At 74.3% G+C, this 15293-nt stretch carries 15 protein-coding genes; 12 read left to right on the top strand and 3 right to left on the bottom strand.

Annotated elements, in window-relative coordinates; genetic code table 11:
• Positions 1-83: 83 nt before the first annotated feature.
• Positions 84-1511: an amidohydrolase family protein gene (locus tag ACR9E3_RS18860; protein WP_460382048.1), complete on the bottom strand. Its 1428-nt coding sequence runs from the start codon at positions 1509-1511 to the stop codon at positions 84-86.
• Between the two features lie 221 nt (positions 1512-1732).
• Here ACR9E3_RS18860 and ACR9E3_RS18855 point away from each other — a divergent pair, with 221 nt between their 5' ends.
• The 6 genes from ACR9E3_RS18855 (at position 1733) to ACR9E3_RS18830 (ending at position 7593) form a co-directional block, all read left to right on the top strand.
• Positions 1733-2539 carry an IclR family transcriptional regulator domain-containing protein gene (locus ACR9E3_RS18855; protein WP_460382047.1) on the top strand — a complete coding sequence of 269 codons (807 nt, stop codon included), beginning with the start codon at positions 1733-1735 and terminating at the stop codon, positions 2537-2539.
• Positions 2540-2617: 78 nt separating this feature from the next.
• Positions 2618-3772 carry a CaiB/BaiF CoA transferase family protein gene (locus ACR9E3_RS18850; RefSeq protein WP_460382046.1) on the top strand — a complete coding sequence of 385 codons (1155 nt, stop codon included), beginning with the start codon at positions 2618-2620 and terminating at the stop codon, positions 3770-3772.
• Positions 3765-4565 (top strand): citryl-CoA lyase, encoded by an 801-nt coding sequence (locus tag ACR9E3_RS18845; RefSeq protein WP_460382045.1) that lies wholly within the window; start codon positions 3765-3767, stop codon positions 4563-4565. Before ACR9E3_RS18850 ends, ACR9E3_RS18845 begins: the two co-directional genes overlap by 8 nt.
• An 11-nt stretch (positions 4566-4576) precedes the next feature.
• Positions 4577-5452, top strand: a complete 876-nt coding sequence (locus tag ACR9E3_RS18840; RefSeq protein ID WP_460382044.1) for a dioxygenase family protein — start codon at positions 4577-4579, stop codon at positions 5450-5452.
• Complete coding sequence (locus ACR9E3_RS18835) at positions 5449-6510, top strand: uroporphyrinogen decarboxylase family protein (RefSeq protein ID WP_460382043.1); 1062 nt, start codon at positions 5449-5451, stop codon at positions 6508-6510. Before ACR9E3_RS18840 ends, ACR9E3_RS18835 begins: the two co-directional genes overlap by 4 nt.
• Before the next feature lie 129 nt (positions 6511-6639).
• Positions 6640-7593 (top strand): type IV toxin-antitoxin system AbiEi family antitoxin domain-containing protein, encoded by a 954-nt coding sequence (locus ACR9E3_RS18830; RefSeq protein WP_460382042.1) that lies wholly within the window; start codon positions 6640-6642, stop codon positions 7591-7593.
• 75 nt (positions 7594-7668) lie between these two features.
• Here the strand turns inward: ACR9E3_RS18830 and ACR9E3_RS18825 are convergent, their stop codons facing one another.
• On the bottom strand, positions 7669-7956 hold the full coding sequence (locus tag ACR9E3_RS18825) for a hypothetical protein (protein ID WP_460382041.1): 288 nt from the start codon (positions 7954-7956) through the stop codon (positions 7669-7671).
• A 144-nt stretch (positions 7957-8100) separates the two neighbouring features.
• Here ACR9E3_RS18825 and ACR9E3_RS18820 point away from each other — a divergent pair, with 144 nt between their 5' ends.
• Positions 8101-8415 (top strand): hypothetical protein, encoded by a 315-nt coding sequence (locus ACR9E3_RS18820; protein ID WP_460382040.1) that lies wholly within the window; start codon positions 8101-8103, stop codon positions 8413-8415.
• Here the strand turns inward: ACR9E3_RS18820 and ACR9E3_RS18815 are convergent.
• Positions 8412-9749 (bottom strand): MFS transporter, encoded by a 1338-nt coding sequence (locus ACR9E3_RS18815; RefSeq protein WP_460382039.1) that lies wholly within the window; start codon positions 9747-9749, stop codon positions 8412-8414. The genes ACR9E3_RS18820 and ACR9E3_RS18815 overlap by 4 nt on opposite strands.
• Before the next feature lie 99 nt (positions 9750-9848).
• Here ACR9E3_RS18815 and ACR9E3_RS18810 point away from each other — a divergent pair, with 99 nt between their 5' ends.
• From ACR9E3_RS18810 to ACR9E3_RS18790, 5 genes are all read left to right on the top strand, one after another.
• Positions 9849-11066 carry a PucR family transcriptional regulator gene (locus tag ACR9E3_RS18810; RefSeq protein WP_460382038.1) on the top strand — a complete coding sequence of 406 codons (1218 nt, stop codon included), beginning with the start codon at positions 9849-9851 and terminating at the stop codon, positions 11064-11066.
• Positions 11066-12241 (top strand): cytochrome P450, encoded by a 1176-nt coding sequence (locus ACR9E3_RS18805; RefSeq protein ID WP_460382037.1) that lies wholly within the window; start codon positions 11066-11068, stop codon positions 12239-12241. The genes ACR9E3_RS18810 and ACR9E3_RS18805 overlap by 1 nt, the downstream gene beginning before the upstream one ends.
• Positions 12242-12354: 113 nt before the next feature.
• Positions 12355-13173 (top strand): IclR family transcriptional regulator, encoded by an 819-nt coding sequence (locus tag ACR9E3_RS18800; protein ID WP_460382036.1) that lies wholly within the window; start codon positions 12355-12357, stop codon positions 13171-13173.
• Positions 13170-14474: an MFS transporter gene (locus tag ACR9E3_RS18795; protein ID WP_460382035.1), complete on the top strand. Its 1305-nt coding sequence runs from the start codon at positions 13170-13172 to the stop codon at positions 14472-14474. The genes ACR9E3_RS18800 and ACR9E3_RS18795 overlap by 4 nt, the downstream gene beginning before the upstream one ends.
• A gap of 121 nt (positions 14475-14595) precedes the next feature.
• A complete protein-coding gene (locus ACR9E3_RS18790; protein WP_460382034.1) occupies positions 14596-15285 on the top strand; it encodes a GntR family transcriptional regulator in 690 nt (229 codons plus the stop codon).
• Positions 15286-15293 lie beyond the last annotated feature (8 nt).

Here is a 15293-nt window from a genome sequence, read left to right as displayed (position 1 = left end):
CCGAGGGAGCGAGGGTCACCTCCGCTGCGTCCGACGCAGCGAGGGTGACCCCCGCTCCGGGGCCACGGCGCCCCGAGGGGGGGTCAGGCGCCGTGCGTCGTGGCGGAGCGGTAGTCGGTGTAGGTGTACGGGTTGTCGAGGACCTTGGTCTCGGGGACGTCGGGGTTCATGCCCTGCTGCCAGGCCTCCTCGCCGAGCTCGCCGCGCAGGTGCTCGACGGTCTGCTCGACGGCCCGGCGGGCGGCGGCGAGGTCGACGTCGACCAGGCGGTGGTCGCGCTTGACGACGCGGCCGCCCACCAGCACGGCCTCGACGTCGCCGCGCTGGGCCTGGAACACGACGTGGCCGTACGGGTTGAGGATCGGGAACCCGACGGGCGAGTGCTCGTTGCGGATCAGCACCAGGTCGGCCTGCTTGCCCACCTCGATGCTGCCGAGGTCGGCCTCGCGGCCCAGCGCGCGGGCGCCGCCCATCGTGGCCATGTCGACGACGTGCTCGGCGCGCAGGGCGTGGTGGGTGACGGTCTCGCCCTTGGCGTGGGCCTCGAGGTGCTCGCGGGAGCGGTCGGCGGACAGGGTGGAGCGCATGGCGGAGAAGAGGTCACCGCTCCACCACATCGAGGTGTCCATCGACAGGGACATCGGGATGGCGTGGGTGCGCAGCACCCAGGAGGGCGGGTAGCCCTGGCCCGCGCTCTGCTCGCTCTCGGTCGACACCGACACCGAGCCGCCGGTGGCCGCCATCCGGTGGTAGGAGTCGGCGGACAGCGTCGCGGCGTGGACGTAGACCGTCTCCGGGCCCATGAACCCGTGCTCGTGCATGAGGCGGATGCCGTCGTCGTTGGTCGCGCCCCACACGCCGGCGTGGGTGGTCACGGGCAGGCCGAGCTCGCGGGCCACCTCGAAGGCCGGCTTCTCCGGGAACGTCGGGTCACCGGTGACGTCGAACGCGAGCTGGAACCCGTCGACGTCGCCGCGGCGCCGCTCGAGGACGTCGCGGAACCCCCGGTCGGCGGTCCAGTTCGCGGGCGCGTCCTGGATGTTGCCGTAGGCCAGCACGAAACGCCCGGGCACGGCGGCGAGGGCGTCGATCGCCGCGTTCGCGTGGTCGGCGGTCTGCAGGTTGTGGGACCAGTCGACGCAGGTGGTCACGCCCGCCTCGACCGCCTCGAGGGCCGCGAGCAGGTCGCCGGCGTGGATGTCCTCGGGCCGGAACTTCCGCCCGTGCTCGAGGTAGTTCCAGACGAAGTACTGGGTCAGCGTCCAGTCGGCGCCGTAGCCGCGCAGCGCGGTCTGCCACATGTGGCGGTGGGTGTCGATCATGCCGGGCATGACGACGCCACCCGTGGCGTCGATCTCCTCGGTGCCCTCCGGGACCTCGAGGCCGACGCCGACGGCGGCGATCCGCCCGTCGACGACCAGGACGTCGTGGCCCTCGAGCAGGGAGTGGTCGCCGTCGACGGTGAGCACGGTGCCGCCGCGCAGGACGACGGGGCCCGGGGACTGGCTCATGGAGACGCTCCTCGTCCTCGCAGAGAACGGACGACCGTCCGGCTGACGGTCAGATGATGCCGGTCACTGTCGTGCAGCGATGGTGTAGCTGTCAACGAAACCCTCGGTGCCGTCCGCCCGACCGGGTGGGAACGGAGCTGTCCGCCAGGCGGTCACGGCGGTTACGCTCCCGGCGATCCGGACGCTGTCGATGCCGGGCGGGTGCAGGAGGGTGGTGGCCGATGCCGCGCGACGGTGCGGGACCGGACTTCATCGAGTCCCTGGCCCGCGGCCTGGACGTCATCACCGCCTTCGGCGCCACCCGTCCCGAGATGGCCCTGGCCGAGGTCGCCGCGGCGACCGGGCTCGCCCGCCCGACCGCGCGGCGCATCCTGCTCACGCTCACCGAGCTCGGCTACGTCCGCGCCGGCGAGCGGGGCTTCACGCTGACGCCCCGCGTGCTCGAGCTCGGCGTGGCGTACGTCGACGCGCTCGGCCTGTGGGAGATCGCGCGCCCGCACCTCGAGCGGCTCGTGGCCCGCACGGGGGAGTCGTGCTCGGTCGCCCAGCTCGACGGCTCCGACATCGTCTACGTCGCCCGCGTCGCCGTGCCGAAGATCGTCGCGCTGACCGTGCAGATCGGGACGCGGTTCCCGGCGCTGCCCACGTCGCTCGGCAAGGTCCAGCTCGCGGCGCTGCCGCCCGACGAGCTCGAGCGCGTCCTCGCCGAGCCGACGCGTTCCGGGCTGACGCCGCGCTGGCAGCCCGCCCGCGACGAGCGTGACGCCGCCCTGCGCGAGGTCCGCGCCCGCGGCTGGGCGCTCACCGACGAGCAGCTCGCGCCGGGCATCCGGTCGGTCGCCGCGCCGCTGCGCGACGGCGAGGGCCGGGTGATCGCCGGCGTGAACGTCAACTGCCACGCCGCCGAGACGTCCGTCGGCTACCTCCTCGAGCACCACCTGCCCCTGCTGCTCCAGGCGGCGGGGGACATCAGCGCCGACTTCGCCCGGCGAGCGACGCTGCCGAAGGTCACCGTGCCCGCCTCGTGACCCGGGTTGACACCCGCGGGCACGGAGGGCTTCGATCGGATGACGGACAGTCGTCCGCATGACGGAACAGGAGGGTGCATGGCCGAGGCCGGAGGCGGGCCGCTGACCGGGTTGCTGGTCGCCGACTTCTCGCGGGTCCTCGCGGGGCCGTACGCGACGATGCTGCTGGCGGACCTGGGCGCCGAGGTCGTGAAGGTCGAGTCGCCGCAGGGCGACGAGACCCGCACGTGGATGCCGCCGACCCGCGACGAGACGTCGACCTACTACCTCGGGATCAACCGCGGGAAGCGCTCGATCGCGCTCGACCTGCGCGACGAGGACGACGTCGCCGTGGCCAGGGAGCTCGCGCGCCGGGCCGACGTCCTCATCGAGAACCTCCGTCCGGGCGGGATGGCGAAGTACGGCCTCGACTACGCCTCGGTCGCCGCCGACAACCCCGGCCTCGTCTACGCCTCGATCTCCGGCTTCGGCTCGACCAAGGGCGCGCACGTCCCGGGCTACGACCTCATGGTCCAGGCCGTCTCCGGCCTGATGAGCCTCACCGGCGACGCCGACGGCCCGCCCTACCGCGCCGGCATCTCGATCTTCGACGTGATGGCGGGCAAGGACGCGCTGATCGGCATCCTCGCCGCGCTGCGCCACCGCGACGCGACCGGCCGGGGGCAGCACGTCGAGCTCTCCCTGCTCGCCTCGGCGATGTCGGGGATGGTCAACCAGAGCTCGGCCTACGCCGCCGGCGGCGTCGTCCCGACGCGCATGGGCAACGCGCACCCCAGCGTGGTGCCCTACGAGCCGCTGCCCACCGCGGACAACCCCATGGTCATCGCGGCCGCCAACGACGGGCTGTTCCGCAAGCTCGTGCAGGTGCTGGGTCGTCCCGAGCTCGCCGACGACCCGCGCTTCGTGCGCAACGCCGACCGCACCGAGCACCGCGAGGAGCTCAAGCCGATCCTCGTCGAGGCCCTGTCGGCCAAGGGCGCCGAGGAATGGTTCGACCTCCTCGTCGCGGCCGGGGTGCCGTGCGGGCCGATCAACTCCGTCGCGGGCGGCTTCGCCATCGCCGAGCGCTTCGGGCTCGAGCCGGTGGTGGAGGTGGGCGAGGGCGACCGCGCGGTGCCGACGACGCGCCACCCGATCCGCTTCTCGGCCACCCCGGTGACCTACGAGCTGCCGCCGCCGGAGCTCGACGAGCACGGCGCCGAGCTGCGGAAGTGGCTGAGCAGCCATGACTGAGTACCCCACCGCGCTCGGCGCCTCGTCCAAGGACGCGATCACCCTGCTCGGGCACGACCTCGCGAACGACGTCATGGGCGAGGTCGGGTTCGGCGAGCTGGCGTTCTGGCTGGCCACGCAGCGGCGTCCGTCGCCCGGCGAGACCCGCGTGTTCGAGGCCGTGCTCGCGGCGCTGGCCGACCACGGCTACACGCCCACCGCGATCATCAGCCGCCTCGCCCACCTGTCCGCGCCCGACTCGGTGCAGGGCGCGCTCGCCGCGGGCCTGCTCGCCGGCGGCTCGCGGTTCCTCGGCGTCACCGAGGACTGCGGGCGGTTCCTGCACGACGTGCTGACGGCCCAGGAGACGCTGCCGACCGACGACGCCGGGTGGGACGCGCTCGCGCTCGAGACGGTCCGTACGCAGCGCGAGGCCAAGAAGTTCGTCCCCGGCCTCGGGCACCACGTCCACAAGGACGGCGACCCCCGCACGCCGCGGCTCATGGCGATCGCCGCCGAGGAGGGGGTCACCGGCCCGCACCTGGCGCTGTTCGCCGCGATCGGGCGGGTGCACCCGGAGGTGCTCGGGAAGACCCTGCCGCTCAACGGCGCCGGGGTGTGCGGGGCGGCGCTCGCCGATCTCGGGCTGCCGCTCGAGCTGCTGCGGGCGTTCGCCCTGCTCGCCCGCACCGCCGGGCTCATCGGCCAGCTCGCCGAGGAGCTGCGCCACCCCGTCGCGAACGACATCTTCCTGTCGGTGGACCTGAACAACCGGCCGGTCGATCCTGATCCGTACGTCCCGGAAAGCCTCTAGAGGAGGGCGCGATGGCGCACCCGGTCACCCCCACCGTCGTCACCGAGGACACGATCACCGACGTCGCGGCCGAACGATGGGCCACGGCGCACGACCCGCGGGTCGCCGAGCTGATGAGCGCGCTCGTCCGCCACCTGCACGCGTTCGCGCGCGAGACGCAGCTGACCGAGGCCGAGTGGATGGCGGCCATCCGCTGGCTCACCGACACCGGCCAGATCAGCGACGACAAGCGCGAGGAGTTCATCCTCGCCTCCGACGTGCTGGGGCTCTCCATGCTCGTCGTGCAGCAGAACCACCGCTTCGCCGAGGGCGCGACGCCCGCGACGGTGCTCGGACCGTTCCACATCGAGGGCTCGCCGGAGCTGGGGTACGGCGCCGACATGTCCGAGGGCATCAGCGGCACGCCGCTCTACGTCCACGGCACCGTGCGCTCGCTCGACGGCACGTCCGTGCCCGGCGCGGTGCTCGACGTGTGGCAGGCCGACGACGACGGCGCGTACGAGTCGCAGCTCCCGGTCGACGAGGCGCGCCTGCGCGCCAAGTACACCTCGCGCGAGGACGGCACGTACTGCGTGCGCACGATCGCCCCGCTCGGCTACGCGATCCCCATGGACGGGCCGGTCGGGAACCTCATCCACCAGACCGACATCAGCCACTACCGGCCCGCGCACGTGCACTTCCTGCTCAACGTGCCCGGCTTCGAGCCGCTGATCACCCACCTGTTCCGGGAGGGCGCGCAGTACCTCGACAGCGACGTCGTGTTCGGCGTGAAGCGCGAGCTCGTCGTGTCCTTCGTCGAGCGGGATCCGGGCCCCACACCCGACGGGGGTCACAGCGACGTCCCGTGGTGCGAGGCCGCCTACGACTTCGTGCTGCAGCCCGCATGACCGCGGAGATCCTGCCGACCTCGCTCGTCGGCAGCTACGCCCAGCCCGACTGGCTCATCGACCGGGCCCGGCTCGCCGACCGGTTCCCGCCGCGGGTGCGCGCGAAGGAGCTGTGGCGCCCGGCGCCGGAGTTCCTCGAGCAGGCCCAGGACGACGCGACCGTGCTCGCGATCCGGGCGCAGGAGCGCGCGGGGCTCGACATCGTCACCGACGGCGAGATCCGGCGCGAGAGCTACTCGAACCACTTCGCGACGGCCCTCGGCGGCGTCGACGTCGACAACCCGGGCACCGCCCTCGACCGCAGCGGGCACCCCAACCCGGTCCCGCGGATCACCGGGCCGATCGAGCGGTCCGTGCCGATCCAGCTCGACGACCTGCACTTCCTGCGCTCGGCGACCGACCGCACGATCAAGATGACCGTGCCGGGGCCGTTCACGATGTCCCAGCAGGCCCAGGACGACCACTACGGCGACCCGGGCGCGGCGGCGATGGCCTACGCCGCGGCGGTCAACGCCGAGGTGCGCGACCTGTTCGCCGCGGGCGCCGACGTCGTGCAGATCGACGAGCCGTACATGCAGGCCCGCCCCGACGCCGCCCGCGCGTACGGACTCGAGGCGCTGAACGCCGCGCTCGACGGCATCACGGGCACCACCGCGGTGCACATCTGCTTCGGCTACGCCGCGATCATCCACGAGCGGCCCGAGGGCTACTCGTTCCTGCCCGAGCTCGCCGGCACCCCGGTCAAGCAGATCTCCATCGAGACCGCGCAGTCCGGCCTCGACCTCGGCGTGCTGAGCGACCTCACCGACAAGACGATCATCCTGGGCGTGCTCGACCTCTCGGACCCGGCCGTCGAGAGCCCGGGCGTCGTCGCGTCCCGGGCGCGGCGGGCGCTCGACGTCATGGCGCCCGAGAACCTCGTCCTCGCCCCCGACTGCGGCCTGAAGTACCTGCCGCGGGAGTCGGCGTACGGGAAGATGCGGTCCCTGGCGGACGCGGCGAAGCGCCTGCGGGCGGAGCTCCGCTCGGGTGGCGAGGGCGTCCCGACGCCGGCGTGAGGGGTTCACGAGGGCAACCCGACCGCGGTGTGACGGCTCGCGACGCGTGCCGCGGCCGGCGTGGTGCGGTTACTGGCTGGTATCCCTCGCCAGGAGAGGGATACCAGCCAGTAACGACGGACCGGCACGGTGCTCGCGCGTTCGATGGAGCCCGGGCCGGACTGCTGCGTCGAACCCGGTATGGAGCTCCTCGACCTCGTTCGCACCCAGGACGGCTTGATCCGTCACGACCAGGCCCGCGACCTCGGCATGTCACCCGCCGCCATCGACAGGCGGGTCGCGTCCGGGGAGTGGCTCGCCGTCCGTCCCCGCGTCTACCTCACCGCCACGCACGTCCTGACCCCTCGCGCCACCCTGCGTGCCGCCGCGCTCTGGGCCGGCGACGCGGCCACCCTCATCGGCCATGCCGCGGCCGTCTGGTGGAACCTCACTGACCGCCCGGTGGAGACGATCGCGATCGCGGTGGGCCCGGCCGGAGGGCACTGCCCGCCTCCCGGGATCCGCGCGGTGCGCCGGGCGATCGGTCTCTCGGGCCGGGTCAGGGTCGACGGCGTGTGGGTCGCGCACCGCGCCGCCGCCGCGCTCGAAGCGGCGACGTCGCTCGGGCTGGTCGAAGGCGCCCGTCTGCTCGACCGGGCCCTCCAGCAGGATCGCGTGGCGGTGGAGGCGCTGCGCAAGGCGCTCGAGGAGATGGGCCGGCGGCACGGCGTCGTGCTCGCGCGCCGGCTGGTCGCGCTCGCCGAGGGTGAGGCACGGTCGGAGGCGGAACGCGATGCCGCCCGCCGCCTGACCCGGGCCCGCGTCACCGGGTGGACGGCGAACCTCCCGGTGGTCCTCCCGGGCTTCGGTCGCGTCGTCCTCGACATCGCGTTCCCGGAGCACCGCGTCGCGATCGAGATCGACGGCTGGGCCTTCCACCGCGACGTCGACCGCTTCCGGCGCGACGGGCTGCGCCAGAACGAGGTCGTCATCGGGGGTTGGCGGGTGATCCGCGTGTCCTGGTACGACCTGCAGGAGACGCCCGACTACCTGGTGAACGTGGTGCGCCGCATGCTCGCCGCCGACGCCGTCACGGCTGCGTGAGCCTGCGACCGGCGACGATCTCGGCCTACTGGCTGGTATCCCTCAGCTGGCGAGGGATACCAGCCAGTAGCCTCGTCACGCCGCCGTCATCGCGTCGCCGAGGTCCCGCACGGTCTTGCTGGAGCGGTCGGCGGCGAGCACGTGCCCGCCCGCGATGACGAGCGCGATGGGCCACTCGAGGACGCCGAGCGCGGCGAGGCCGGCGATGCCGCCGACGTAGGCCAGCTCGGGCTTCGAGATCTCGATGGTGCCGAGCCACGGGATCGGCAGCGTGACGCCGTCCGGCCCGCTCTGCCGCACGCGCTCCGGGTCCGGCGAGGGCTCAGGGGGAGGGAGGGCGGGCACCGTCGTCGTCGCGGTCATCTCCGAGCGTGCCCGTTGCGACGTCGCTCGACCCGTGCGCCGTGCCCCGGCCGGGGTTTGTGTCGAGGTGTTACTGGCTGGTATCGCTCGCTCGGCGAGAGATACCAGCCAGTAACCCGGTCCACGCCGGGGTAGCCCGTGACCATGGCCGACCGCGACGCGCTGCTCGCGCGCTACCGCGAGCTCGTCGACGAAGAACTCCCGGCCACGGCCGCGCGGGAGCGGTGGAGCCTGCGCCTCGACCACTGCTTCGGCCGGGTGCTCCTCGACGATGCCGTCGGCGGATGCTGGTACGACGTCCTCGGGCGCGGCCGGGGTGCGGCGTACCGCCGGCTCGACGACGACCGCCTCGCCCACGCCGTGGCGCGGGGGGAGCGGCTCCTGGCCGAGGGCGACACGCTGCTGCGGGAGCTCGACGCGCGGTCGCTCGCCTGGCGCGGCAAGCCCCCGAAGCGCTAGTCGCCGGCGGTCGCCGAACGCTCGTGGACGGCGGCCCGGTCGCGGGGCTTGTGCGTCTCGTGCAGCAGGTACGCGCAGACGGCCGTGATCACGCCCATGACCAGCAGGTACGCCGAGACCGACGCCGAGGTGCCCGTCGCCTCGTACAGCGAGGCGGCGATCAGCGGGGCGAGCCCGCCGCCGAGGACCGCGCCGATCTGGTAGCCCAGCGACGCGCCCGAGTAGCGCACCTCGGCGCTGAACAGCTCCGCGAACAGCGCGGCCTGCGGCCCGTACATCGCCGAGTTCGCGATCCCGCCGATCAGCAGTCCGAGGAAGATCAGGAACGTCGAGCGCGTGTCGATCAGCCAGAACACGGGGAACGCGGCGAGCACCGTGCCGATCGCGCCGGCGAGGTACACCGGGCGCCGGCCGATGCGGTCGGAGAGCAGCGCGAACAGCGGGATGAGCGCGAGGTTCACCGCGCTCGAGCCCAGGATCCCGACGAGCATCGTCGTCTCGGGCAGCTTGAGCACCTTCGTGCCGTACGAGAGCGCGTAGACGATGAAGACGTAGAAGCCGCCGTTGACCGCGATGAACGAGCCCGCCGCGAGGAACACCTGCTTCGGGTGCGAGCGCAGCACCTCGATGATCGGCGAGCGCTTCTTCCCGGCGTCCTGCGCCTGGATCTCCTTGAAGGCCGGCGTGTCCTCCAGGCGCAGCTGCGCGTAGAGGGCGACGCCGATGAGCAGCACCGAGAGCAGGAACGGCACCCGCCAGCCCCAGGACTCGAAGGCCTCTTCGCCGAGCCCCGCCTCGAGGGCGAGGAACAGGCCGTTCGAGACGATGACCGCGATCGGGACGCCGAGCTGGGGGAAGCTGCCGTAGTACCCGCGCCGGTCCGGCGGGGCGTACTCGGTGGCGATGAGCACCGCGCCGCCCCACTGCCCGCCGACGGCGAGGCCCTGCAGGATGCGCAGCACGAACAGCAGGATCGGCGCCGCGACACCGATCGTCGCGTAGCTCGGCAGCAGGCCCACGAGCGTCGTCGACGCCCCCATGAGGAACAGCGCCGACACCAGCGCCTTCTTCCGCCCGATCCGGTCGCCGAAGTGGCCCCAGATGATGCCGCCCACCGGGCGGGCGATGAACCCGACGGCGAACGAGCTGAAGGCGGCGAGCGTGCCGATGAACGGGTCGACGCTCGGGAAGAAGGCGGTGTTGAGGACCAGCGCCGCGGCGGTCCCGTAGATGAAGAAGTCGTACCACTCGATGGTCGAGCCGAGCAGGCTCACCAGCGAGGTCTTGCGCACCGCGCTCCTGTCGACCGGCGCGCCTGCTCCCGTGGCCGTCATGACCCGGAAGCTTCGTCGTGCGATCCCCGGATCTCCTATGGGCGCCGAGCACAAGATGTGACATGGACCGCACAGCGCGTGGCACGGCATGCTGCTGCGGTGGCCGTCCCCCTCACCACCGGCAGCACCCTCACGGTGCTCTGCCGGGCGCTGCTGGAGGAGGTCGACGACCTCGCCGACCGCCTGACGGCCCGGATCCTCGAGCGGGAGGACGTCTACGGCGCCCTCGGCGTGCCGGTCCGCGACGACCTGCGGGCGACGTGCCGGGCCAGCCTCGAGCGGCTGCTCACCCAGCTCGCCGGCGACCTGCCGCCCGACGTCGACGCCGGCGCCTTGACCGTCGACACCGGGCGACGCCGTGCGCGCCAGGGCGTGCCGCTCGAGGTGGTGCTGCGCGCCTACCGGCAGTGCGGGCGGCTGGTGTGGGAGCGGATGCGCGCGGTCTCGCGCACCCGGTTCGCCGGGGCCCACGACGCCGAGCTGCTGGTGGTCGCCGACGACGTGTGGCGGATCCTCGACGCGAGCTCCGACCGGCTCGTCGACGCCTACCGCCGCGAGGAGTCCCGGCTGCGCGGGCTCGAGCTCGGTCGGCGCTGGGCGGTGCTCGAGGGGCTGCTCGCCGGGCGGGGCCGCGAGCCCGCGGTGGCCCGCGACGCCGCCCGCCTGCTCGACGTGCCCGAGGACGCCGAGGTGCTGTGCGTGGTCGCCCCGACCCCCGACGGAGCGGACGGGGACGACGACCCGCTCCCGGCGCCCGCCGAGGCCCTCGCCGGCGTCGCGACGTCGCTCTGGCACGCGCGCTCCGCGGAGGTCGTCGGCATCGTCCTGCCCACCGACGACGCGCTCGCCGCGCTGCCCGCGGTGGTCGACGCGCTGGCCCGGCGGGCGGCGGGGCCGGTCGGCGTCTCACCCCCGGTGCGCGGCCTGGGCCGGCTCGACCTCGCCCACCGCTGGGCGCGGCTCGCGGCCCGCACGCTGCCGGCGGGGACGGGCGCCGCGGTGAGCCTCGACGACCGCCTGCCCGAGGCGCTCCTCGCCGAGTCGCCGGACCTCGCGCCCCGGCTGCGCCGCGCCGCGCTCGGCGGCCTGCTCGACCTCCCGCCCCGCGAGCGCCACACCCTGCTCGGCACCCTGCGCGCGGTCCTCGACGCCGACGGCTCGCCCTCCCGCGCGGCCGGCGTCCTCTACTGCCACCGCAACACCGTGATGTACCGCCTCGCGCGTCTCGAGTCGCTCACCGGCCGCTGCCTGTCCGACGCCCGCGACCGCCTGCTCCTGGCCCTCGCCCTCGTGGCCCCGGAGGACGAGGAGGAGTAGTGGAGCTCGACGTGGACCCGTTCGCCCTCGACGTCCTCGCCGACCCGGTGCCGACCGACACGGCGATCCGTGAGGCCGCGCCGGTCGTGTGGCTGCCCGCGCACGGGGTGTGGGCCGCCGGACGGCACGCCGACGTCGCGGCGGTCTTCCGGGACTGGTCGACGTGGTCGTCGGCGGCCGGCACGGGGCTCGCCGACATCCGCCGCGGCGAGGGCTGGCGGCCGCCGAGCGTGCTCCTCGACGCGGACCCGCCCGCGCACACCGCCGCGCGCCGTGTGATGAACCGCGTGCTGGCGCCGCGCGCGCTGGCCGAGCTCGCCACGCGGTTCGCGGCGGTCGCCGCGCAGGTCGTCGACGACGCGGTGGAGGCCGGCGAGGTCGACGCGGCGATCGCGCTGGCCAAGCGTTTCCCGATGACCGTCCTGCCCGACGCCGTCGGCATGGCCCCGGAGGGGCGCGAGCACCTCCTGCCCTACGCGGCGCTGAACTTCGAGTCGATGGGCCCCCACAACGCGCTGCGGGCCGACGCCGAGCACCGGGCGGGCGCGGCCCGCGAGTACGTGACCTGGCAGATGCGGCGCGACGCGCTCTCCGACGACGGGATCGGCGCGGCGATCTACGCCCACGCCGAGGCGGGGGACATCGGGGCCGACGACGCGGCGCTGCTCGTGCGGTCGTTCCTCTCGGCCGGGATCGACACGACGATCCTCGCGCTCGGTGCGGCGGTCCACGAGCTGGCGCGGCGACCCGCGCAGTGGGCGGAGCTGCGCGCCGACCCCGGCCTCGCGCGGGCGGCGTTCGAGGAGGGCCTGCGTCTCCACACGCCGAGCCCGGTGATCGGGCGGACGGCGACCCGCGAGGTCGCCCTCGGCGACACCGTCGTCCGACGCGACGAGAAGCTGCTGATGATGCTCGGTGCGGCGAACCGCGACCCGCGCCGGTGGGACGCGCCCGACGCCTACGACCTGCACCGCAAGGCCGCGGGTCACACCGCCTTCGGGGCCGGCGTGCACAACTGCGTCGGGCAGGTGATCGCGCGGATGGAGGCCGAGGCGCTCCTCGGCGCCCTCGCCCGGCGGGTCGCGCGGCTCGAGCCCGCGGGCCCGTCGCGGCCCCGTCTCTCGAACTGGCTGCGGGGCTTCGCGAGCGTGCCGGTGCGGCTGACGGCGGCCTGACGAGGCCTGAGGCGGCCAACGCGGCTTCCGGCATCCGGAAACCACCGTTGGGTACGGCCCGTGACAGACCGCACACTCCGCGGATCCGTGCCGCCGACGCCACCGGAGGGGTCATGACGGCCACGCAGCCCGTCGAGGGGATCGAACGGGCGTCCACGGGACCGGTCGTGGCCCGGGCGCTGCGCCTGCTCGAGGCGTTCTCCGACGCGCACCCGACGCTCAGTCTCAGCGACATCTCCCGGCGCTCGGGGGTGCCGCTGTCCACGGCGCACCGCCTGGTCGCCGAGCTCGAGGCCTGGGGTGCGCTCGAGCGCGACGCCCGCGGCCGCTACCAGGTCGGGCTGCGCCTGTGGGAGGTCGGCGCGCTCGCCCCGCGCGGCCCGGGCCTGCGGGAGCGGGCGCTGCCCTACCTCGAGGACCTCTGCGCCGTGACCCGGGAGAACGTCCAGCTCGCGGTGCGCGAGGACGACGAGATCGTCTACGTCGAGCGCCTGGCCGGCACCCGGGCCGTCGGGGTGCTCACCCGGGTCGGCGGGCGCTGGGCCATGACCGCCACCGGCGTCGGGCTCGTGCTCCTCGCCCACGCCCCGGCCGACGTCGTCGAGCGCGTCCTCGACGGGCCGTTCACCCGCCACACCCCGTGGACGCTCACCGATCCGACCCGTATCCGCCAGGCGCTCGCCGCGACCCGGGCCCGCGGCTACGCGGTCAGCGAGCGCCAGATCACCGACGACGCGACCTCGATCGCCGCGCCCGTCCACGACGCCACCGGCGAGGTCGTGGCCGCGCTCTCGGTGGTGGCCCACCACGGCCGTCCGCCGGTGTCCGTGCTCGCCCCGCTCGTGCGGACCAGCGCCGCCGGCGTCTCGCACGCCCTCGCCGCGGGCCGTCCCCGGCGACGACCCACGACCCCGCAGGGAGGTCGGTCATGACCGGGACGCGGTCGGGCCGCGAGGTCCGCAAGGTCGCGCTGGCGAGCCTCGTCGGCACGTCGATCGAGTGGTACGACTTCTACATCTACGGCCTGGCGGCCGTGACGGTGTTCGCGCCGCAGTTCTTCCCCCAGGTCTCCTCGCTGACGGGCACGCTCGCCGCGTTCGCGACGTTCGCGGTCGGCTTCGTCGCGCGTCCCATCGGCGGCGTGGTGTTCGGACACCTCGGCGACCGCATCGGCCGCAAGGCCACCCTCGTCACGACCCTGGTGACCATGGGCGCCGCCACCACGCTCATCGGCGTGCTGCCGACCTACGCCGCCATCGGGGCGCTCGCGCCGGTCCTGCTCGTCGTGCTGCGCCTCGTGCAGGGCTTCGCGGTCGGCGGCGAGTGGGGCGGCGCGGTCCTGATCTCCGTGGAGCACGCCCCGGAGTCGAAGCGGGGCTTCTACGGCAGCTTCCCGCAGCTCGGCGTCCCGATCGGGCTCATCGCGTCGAACGCGATCTTCCTCGTGCTCGCGGCGGCCCTGCCCCGGGACGCGTTCGGCTCCTGGGGCTGGCGGATCCCCTTCCTGCTCAGCGCGCTGCTGGTCCTCGTCGGCCTCTGGGTCCGGCTGCGGATCGAGGAGAGCTCGGAGTTCGTGGCCGTGCGGCGCGCCGGATCGATGGCGCTGCCGCTCGCCTCGGTGCTGCGCCACCACTTCCCGCAGGTGCTCTGCGGGATCGCGATGTTCACGGGCATCACCGGCATCGGGTACATGGCCGCGACCTACGTCATCCAGTACGGGACGAGCGCCCTCGGGCTGCCGCGGGCGCCGCTGATCGCGATCGTGCTCGTCGTCGCCGTGCTCGAGGTGCCGCTGATCCTGTGGGTCTCGGCGGGCGCGGACCGCTGGGGCCTGTCCCGCACGATCGTCGTCGGCAGCGTCGCCACCGCCGTCGTCGCCGCCGCGTTCCTGCCGCTGCTGGCGTCGGGCTCGCTGCTGCTCATCGCGCTGGCCGTGGCCGGGGCGCGCTGGGCGTCCGCTCCGATGTGGGGGCCGTCCGCCGCGCTGGCCGCGGAGTGCTACCCGACGGAGGTCCGCTACAGCGGCGCCTCGGTGGGCTACCAGCTCGGCTCCATCGTCGGCGGCGCCCTCGCCCCGATCTTCACGACGCTGCTGCTCGCCTCCCCGCTCGGGATGCCCGGCGCGGCGGCGTACCTGGTCGTGATCACGGTGCTCTCCGGGGTCGGCGCGCTGGCCGCGGACCGGCTGGTGCGCCGGGCCGGGTCGCGGGACCCGGCGCCGGCGCCCGCCTGAGCCGCGACCCGCCGCTCGCTCGCTGCGGTCGTGGGAAGGCAGTGCTCTCCCGCGGACCGCCACCTGCGTTGCGTCGGGCTGCCGCTGGCCGCGACAAATCCCATAGGATATCGTCACGGCCGTGACCGGTGCCGAGGCTCTGCTCGGGGACGCGCCGGCGCTGCCCGAGCAGGTGGCCCTGCAGCTGCGGGAGCGGATCCTCTCCGGGGTCCTGCGCCCGGGCACGTTCCTGCGTCCCGACCGTCTCGCCGTCGAGCTCGGTGTCAGCCCCACGCCGGTCCGCGAGGCGCTCCAGGCGCTCCGCGCGGACGACATGGTGCGGGCGCTGCCGCGGCGCGGGTTCGTGGTGGCGCCGCTGGACCGCGACGACGTCGTCGACCTCTTCGCCGTCCAGGCGCAGCTGACCGGCGAGCTCGCCGCCCGGGCGGCGACTGTCCTCGACGCCGACGGGGTGGCCGGGCTGCGCGCCCTGGCCGGCGAGGTCGACGCGATCATCGAGGACGGCGAGCCCGGCGACCTCGCCCTGGCCGAGGCCGAGCACCGCTTCCACGCGGCGCTGAACCGTGCGGCCGGTGCCCGCAAGCTGGCCTGGCTCGTCGGCCGGGCCGCGCACTACCTGCCGCCGCGCTTCTACACCGACCGGCAGGCCTGGCGCGCCGCGACCGTGGCGGCGCACCACACGCTGCTCGACGCGCTCGCGTCGGGCGACGCCGACACCGCCCGGGCGGCGATGGAGGGTCACGTCCTCGACGGGCGCGACCTGCTGGTGGCCCACCTGGAGGCGGTCGGCTTCTGGGACGACGCAACCTGAGAGAGGGA

The organism is Actinomycetospora sp. C-140 (genome assembly GCF_054796175.1).
Note: the sequence above shows the minus strand (reverse complement) of the source record. Positions and strands in the feature narration are given on the sequence as shown.

Excerpts from the sequence above, each read along its gene's own strand:
- ACR9E3_RS18835 (WP_460382043.1), top strand. The coding sequence starts at position 5,449 with ATGACCGCGGAGATCCTGCCGACCTCGCTCGTCGGCAGCTACGCCCAG.
- ACR9E3_RS18845 (WP_460382045.1), top strand. The coding sequence starts at position 3,765 with ATGACTGAGTACCCCACCGCGCTCGGCGCCTCGTCCAAGGACGCGATC.
- ACR9E3_RS18815 (WP_460382039.1), bottom strand. The coding sequence starts at position 9,749 with ATGACGGCCACGGGAGCAGGCGCGCCGGTCGACAGGAGCGCGGTGCGC.
- ACR9E3_RS18800 (WP_460382036.1), top strand. The coding sequence starts at position 12,355 with ATGACGGCCACGCAGCCCGTCGAGGGGATCGAACGGGCGTCCACGGGA.
- ACR9E3_RS18825 (WP_460382041.1), bottom strand. The coding sequence starts at position 7,956 with ATGACCGCGACGACGACGGTGCCCGCCCTCCCTCCCCCTGAGCCCTCG.
- ACR9E3_RS18850 (WP_460382046.1), top strand. The coding sequence starts at position 2,618 with ATGGCCGAGGCCGGAGGCGGGCCGCTGACCGGGTTGCTGGTCGCCGAC.
- ACR9E3_RS18860 (WP_460382048.1), bottom strand. The coding sequence starts at position 1,511 with ATGAGCCAGTCCCCGGGCCCCGTCGTCCTGCGCGGCGGCACCGTGCTC.
- ACR9E3_RS18795 (WP_460382035.1), top strand. The coding sequence starts at position 13,170 with ATGACCGGGACGCGGTCGGGCCGCGAGGTCCGCAAGGTCGCGCTGGCG.
- ACR9E3_RS18855 (WP_460382047.1), top strand. The coding sequence starts at position 1,733 with ATGCCGCGCGACGGTGCGGGACCGGACTTCATCGAGTCCCTGGCCCGC.
- ACR9E3_RS18820 (WP_460382040.1), top strand. The coding sequence starts at position 8,101 with ATGGCCGACCGCGACGCGCTGCTCGCGCGCTACCGCGAGCTCGTCGAC.
- ACR9E3_RS18840 (WP_460382044.1), top strand. The coding sequence starts at position 4,577 with ATGGCGCACCCGGTCACCCCCACCGTCGTCACCGAGGACACGATCACC.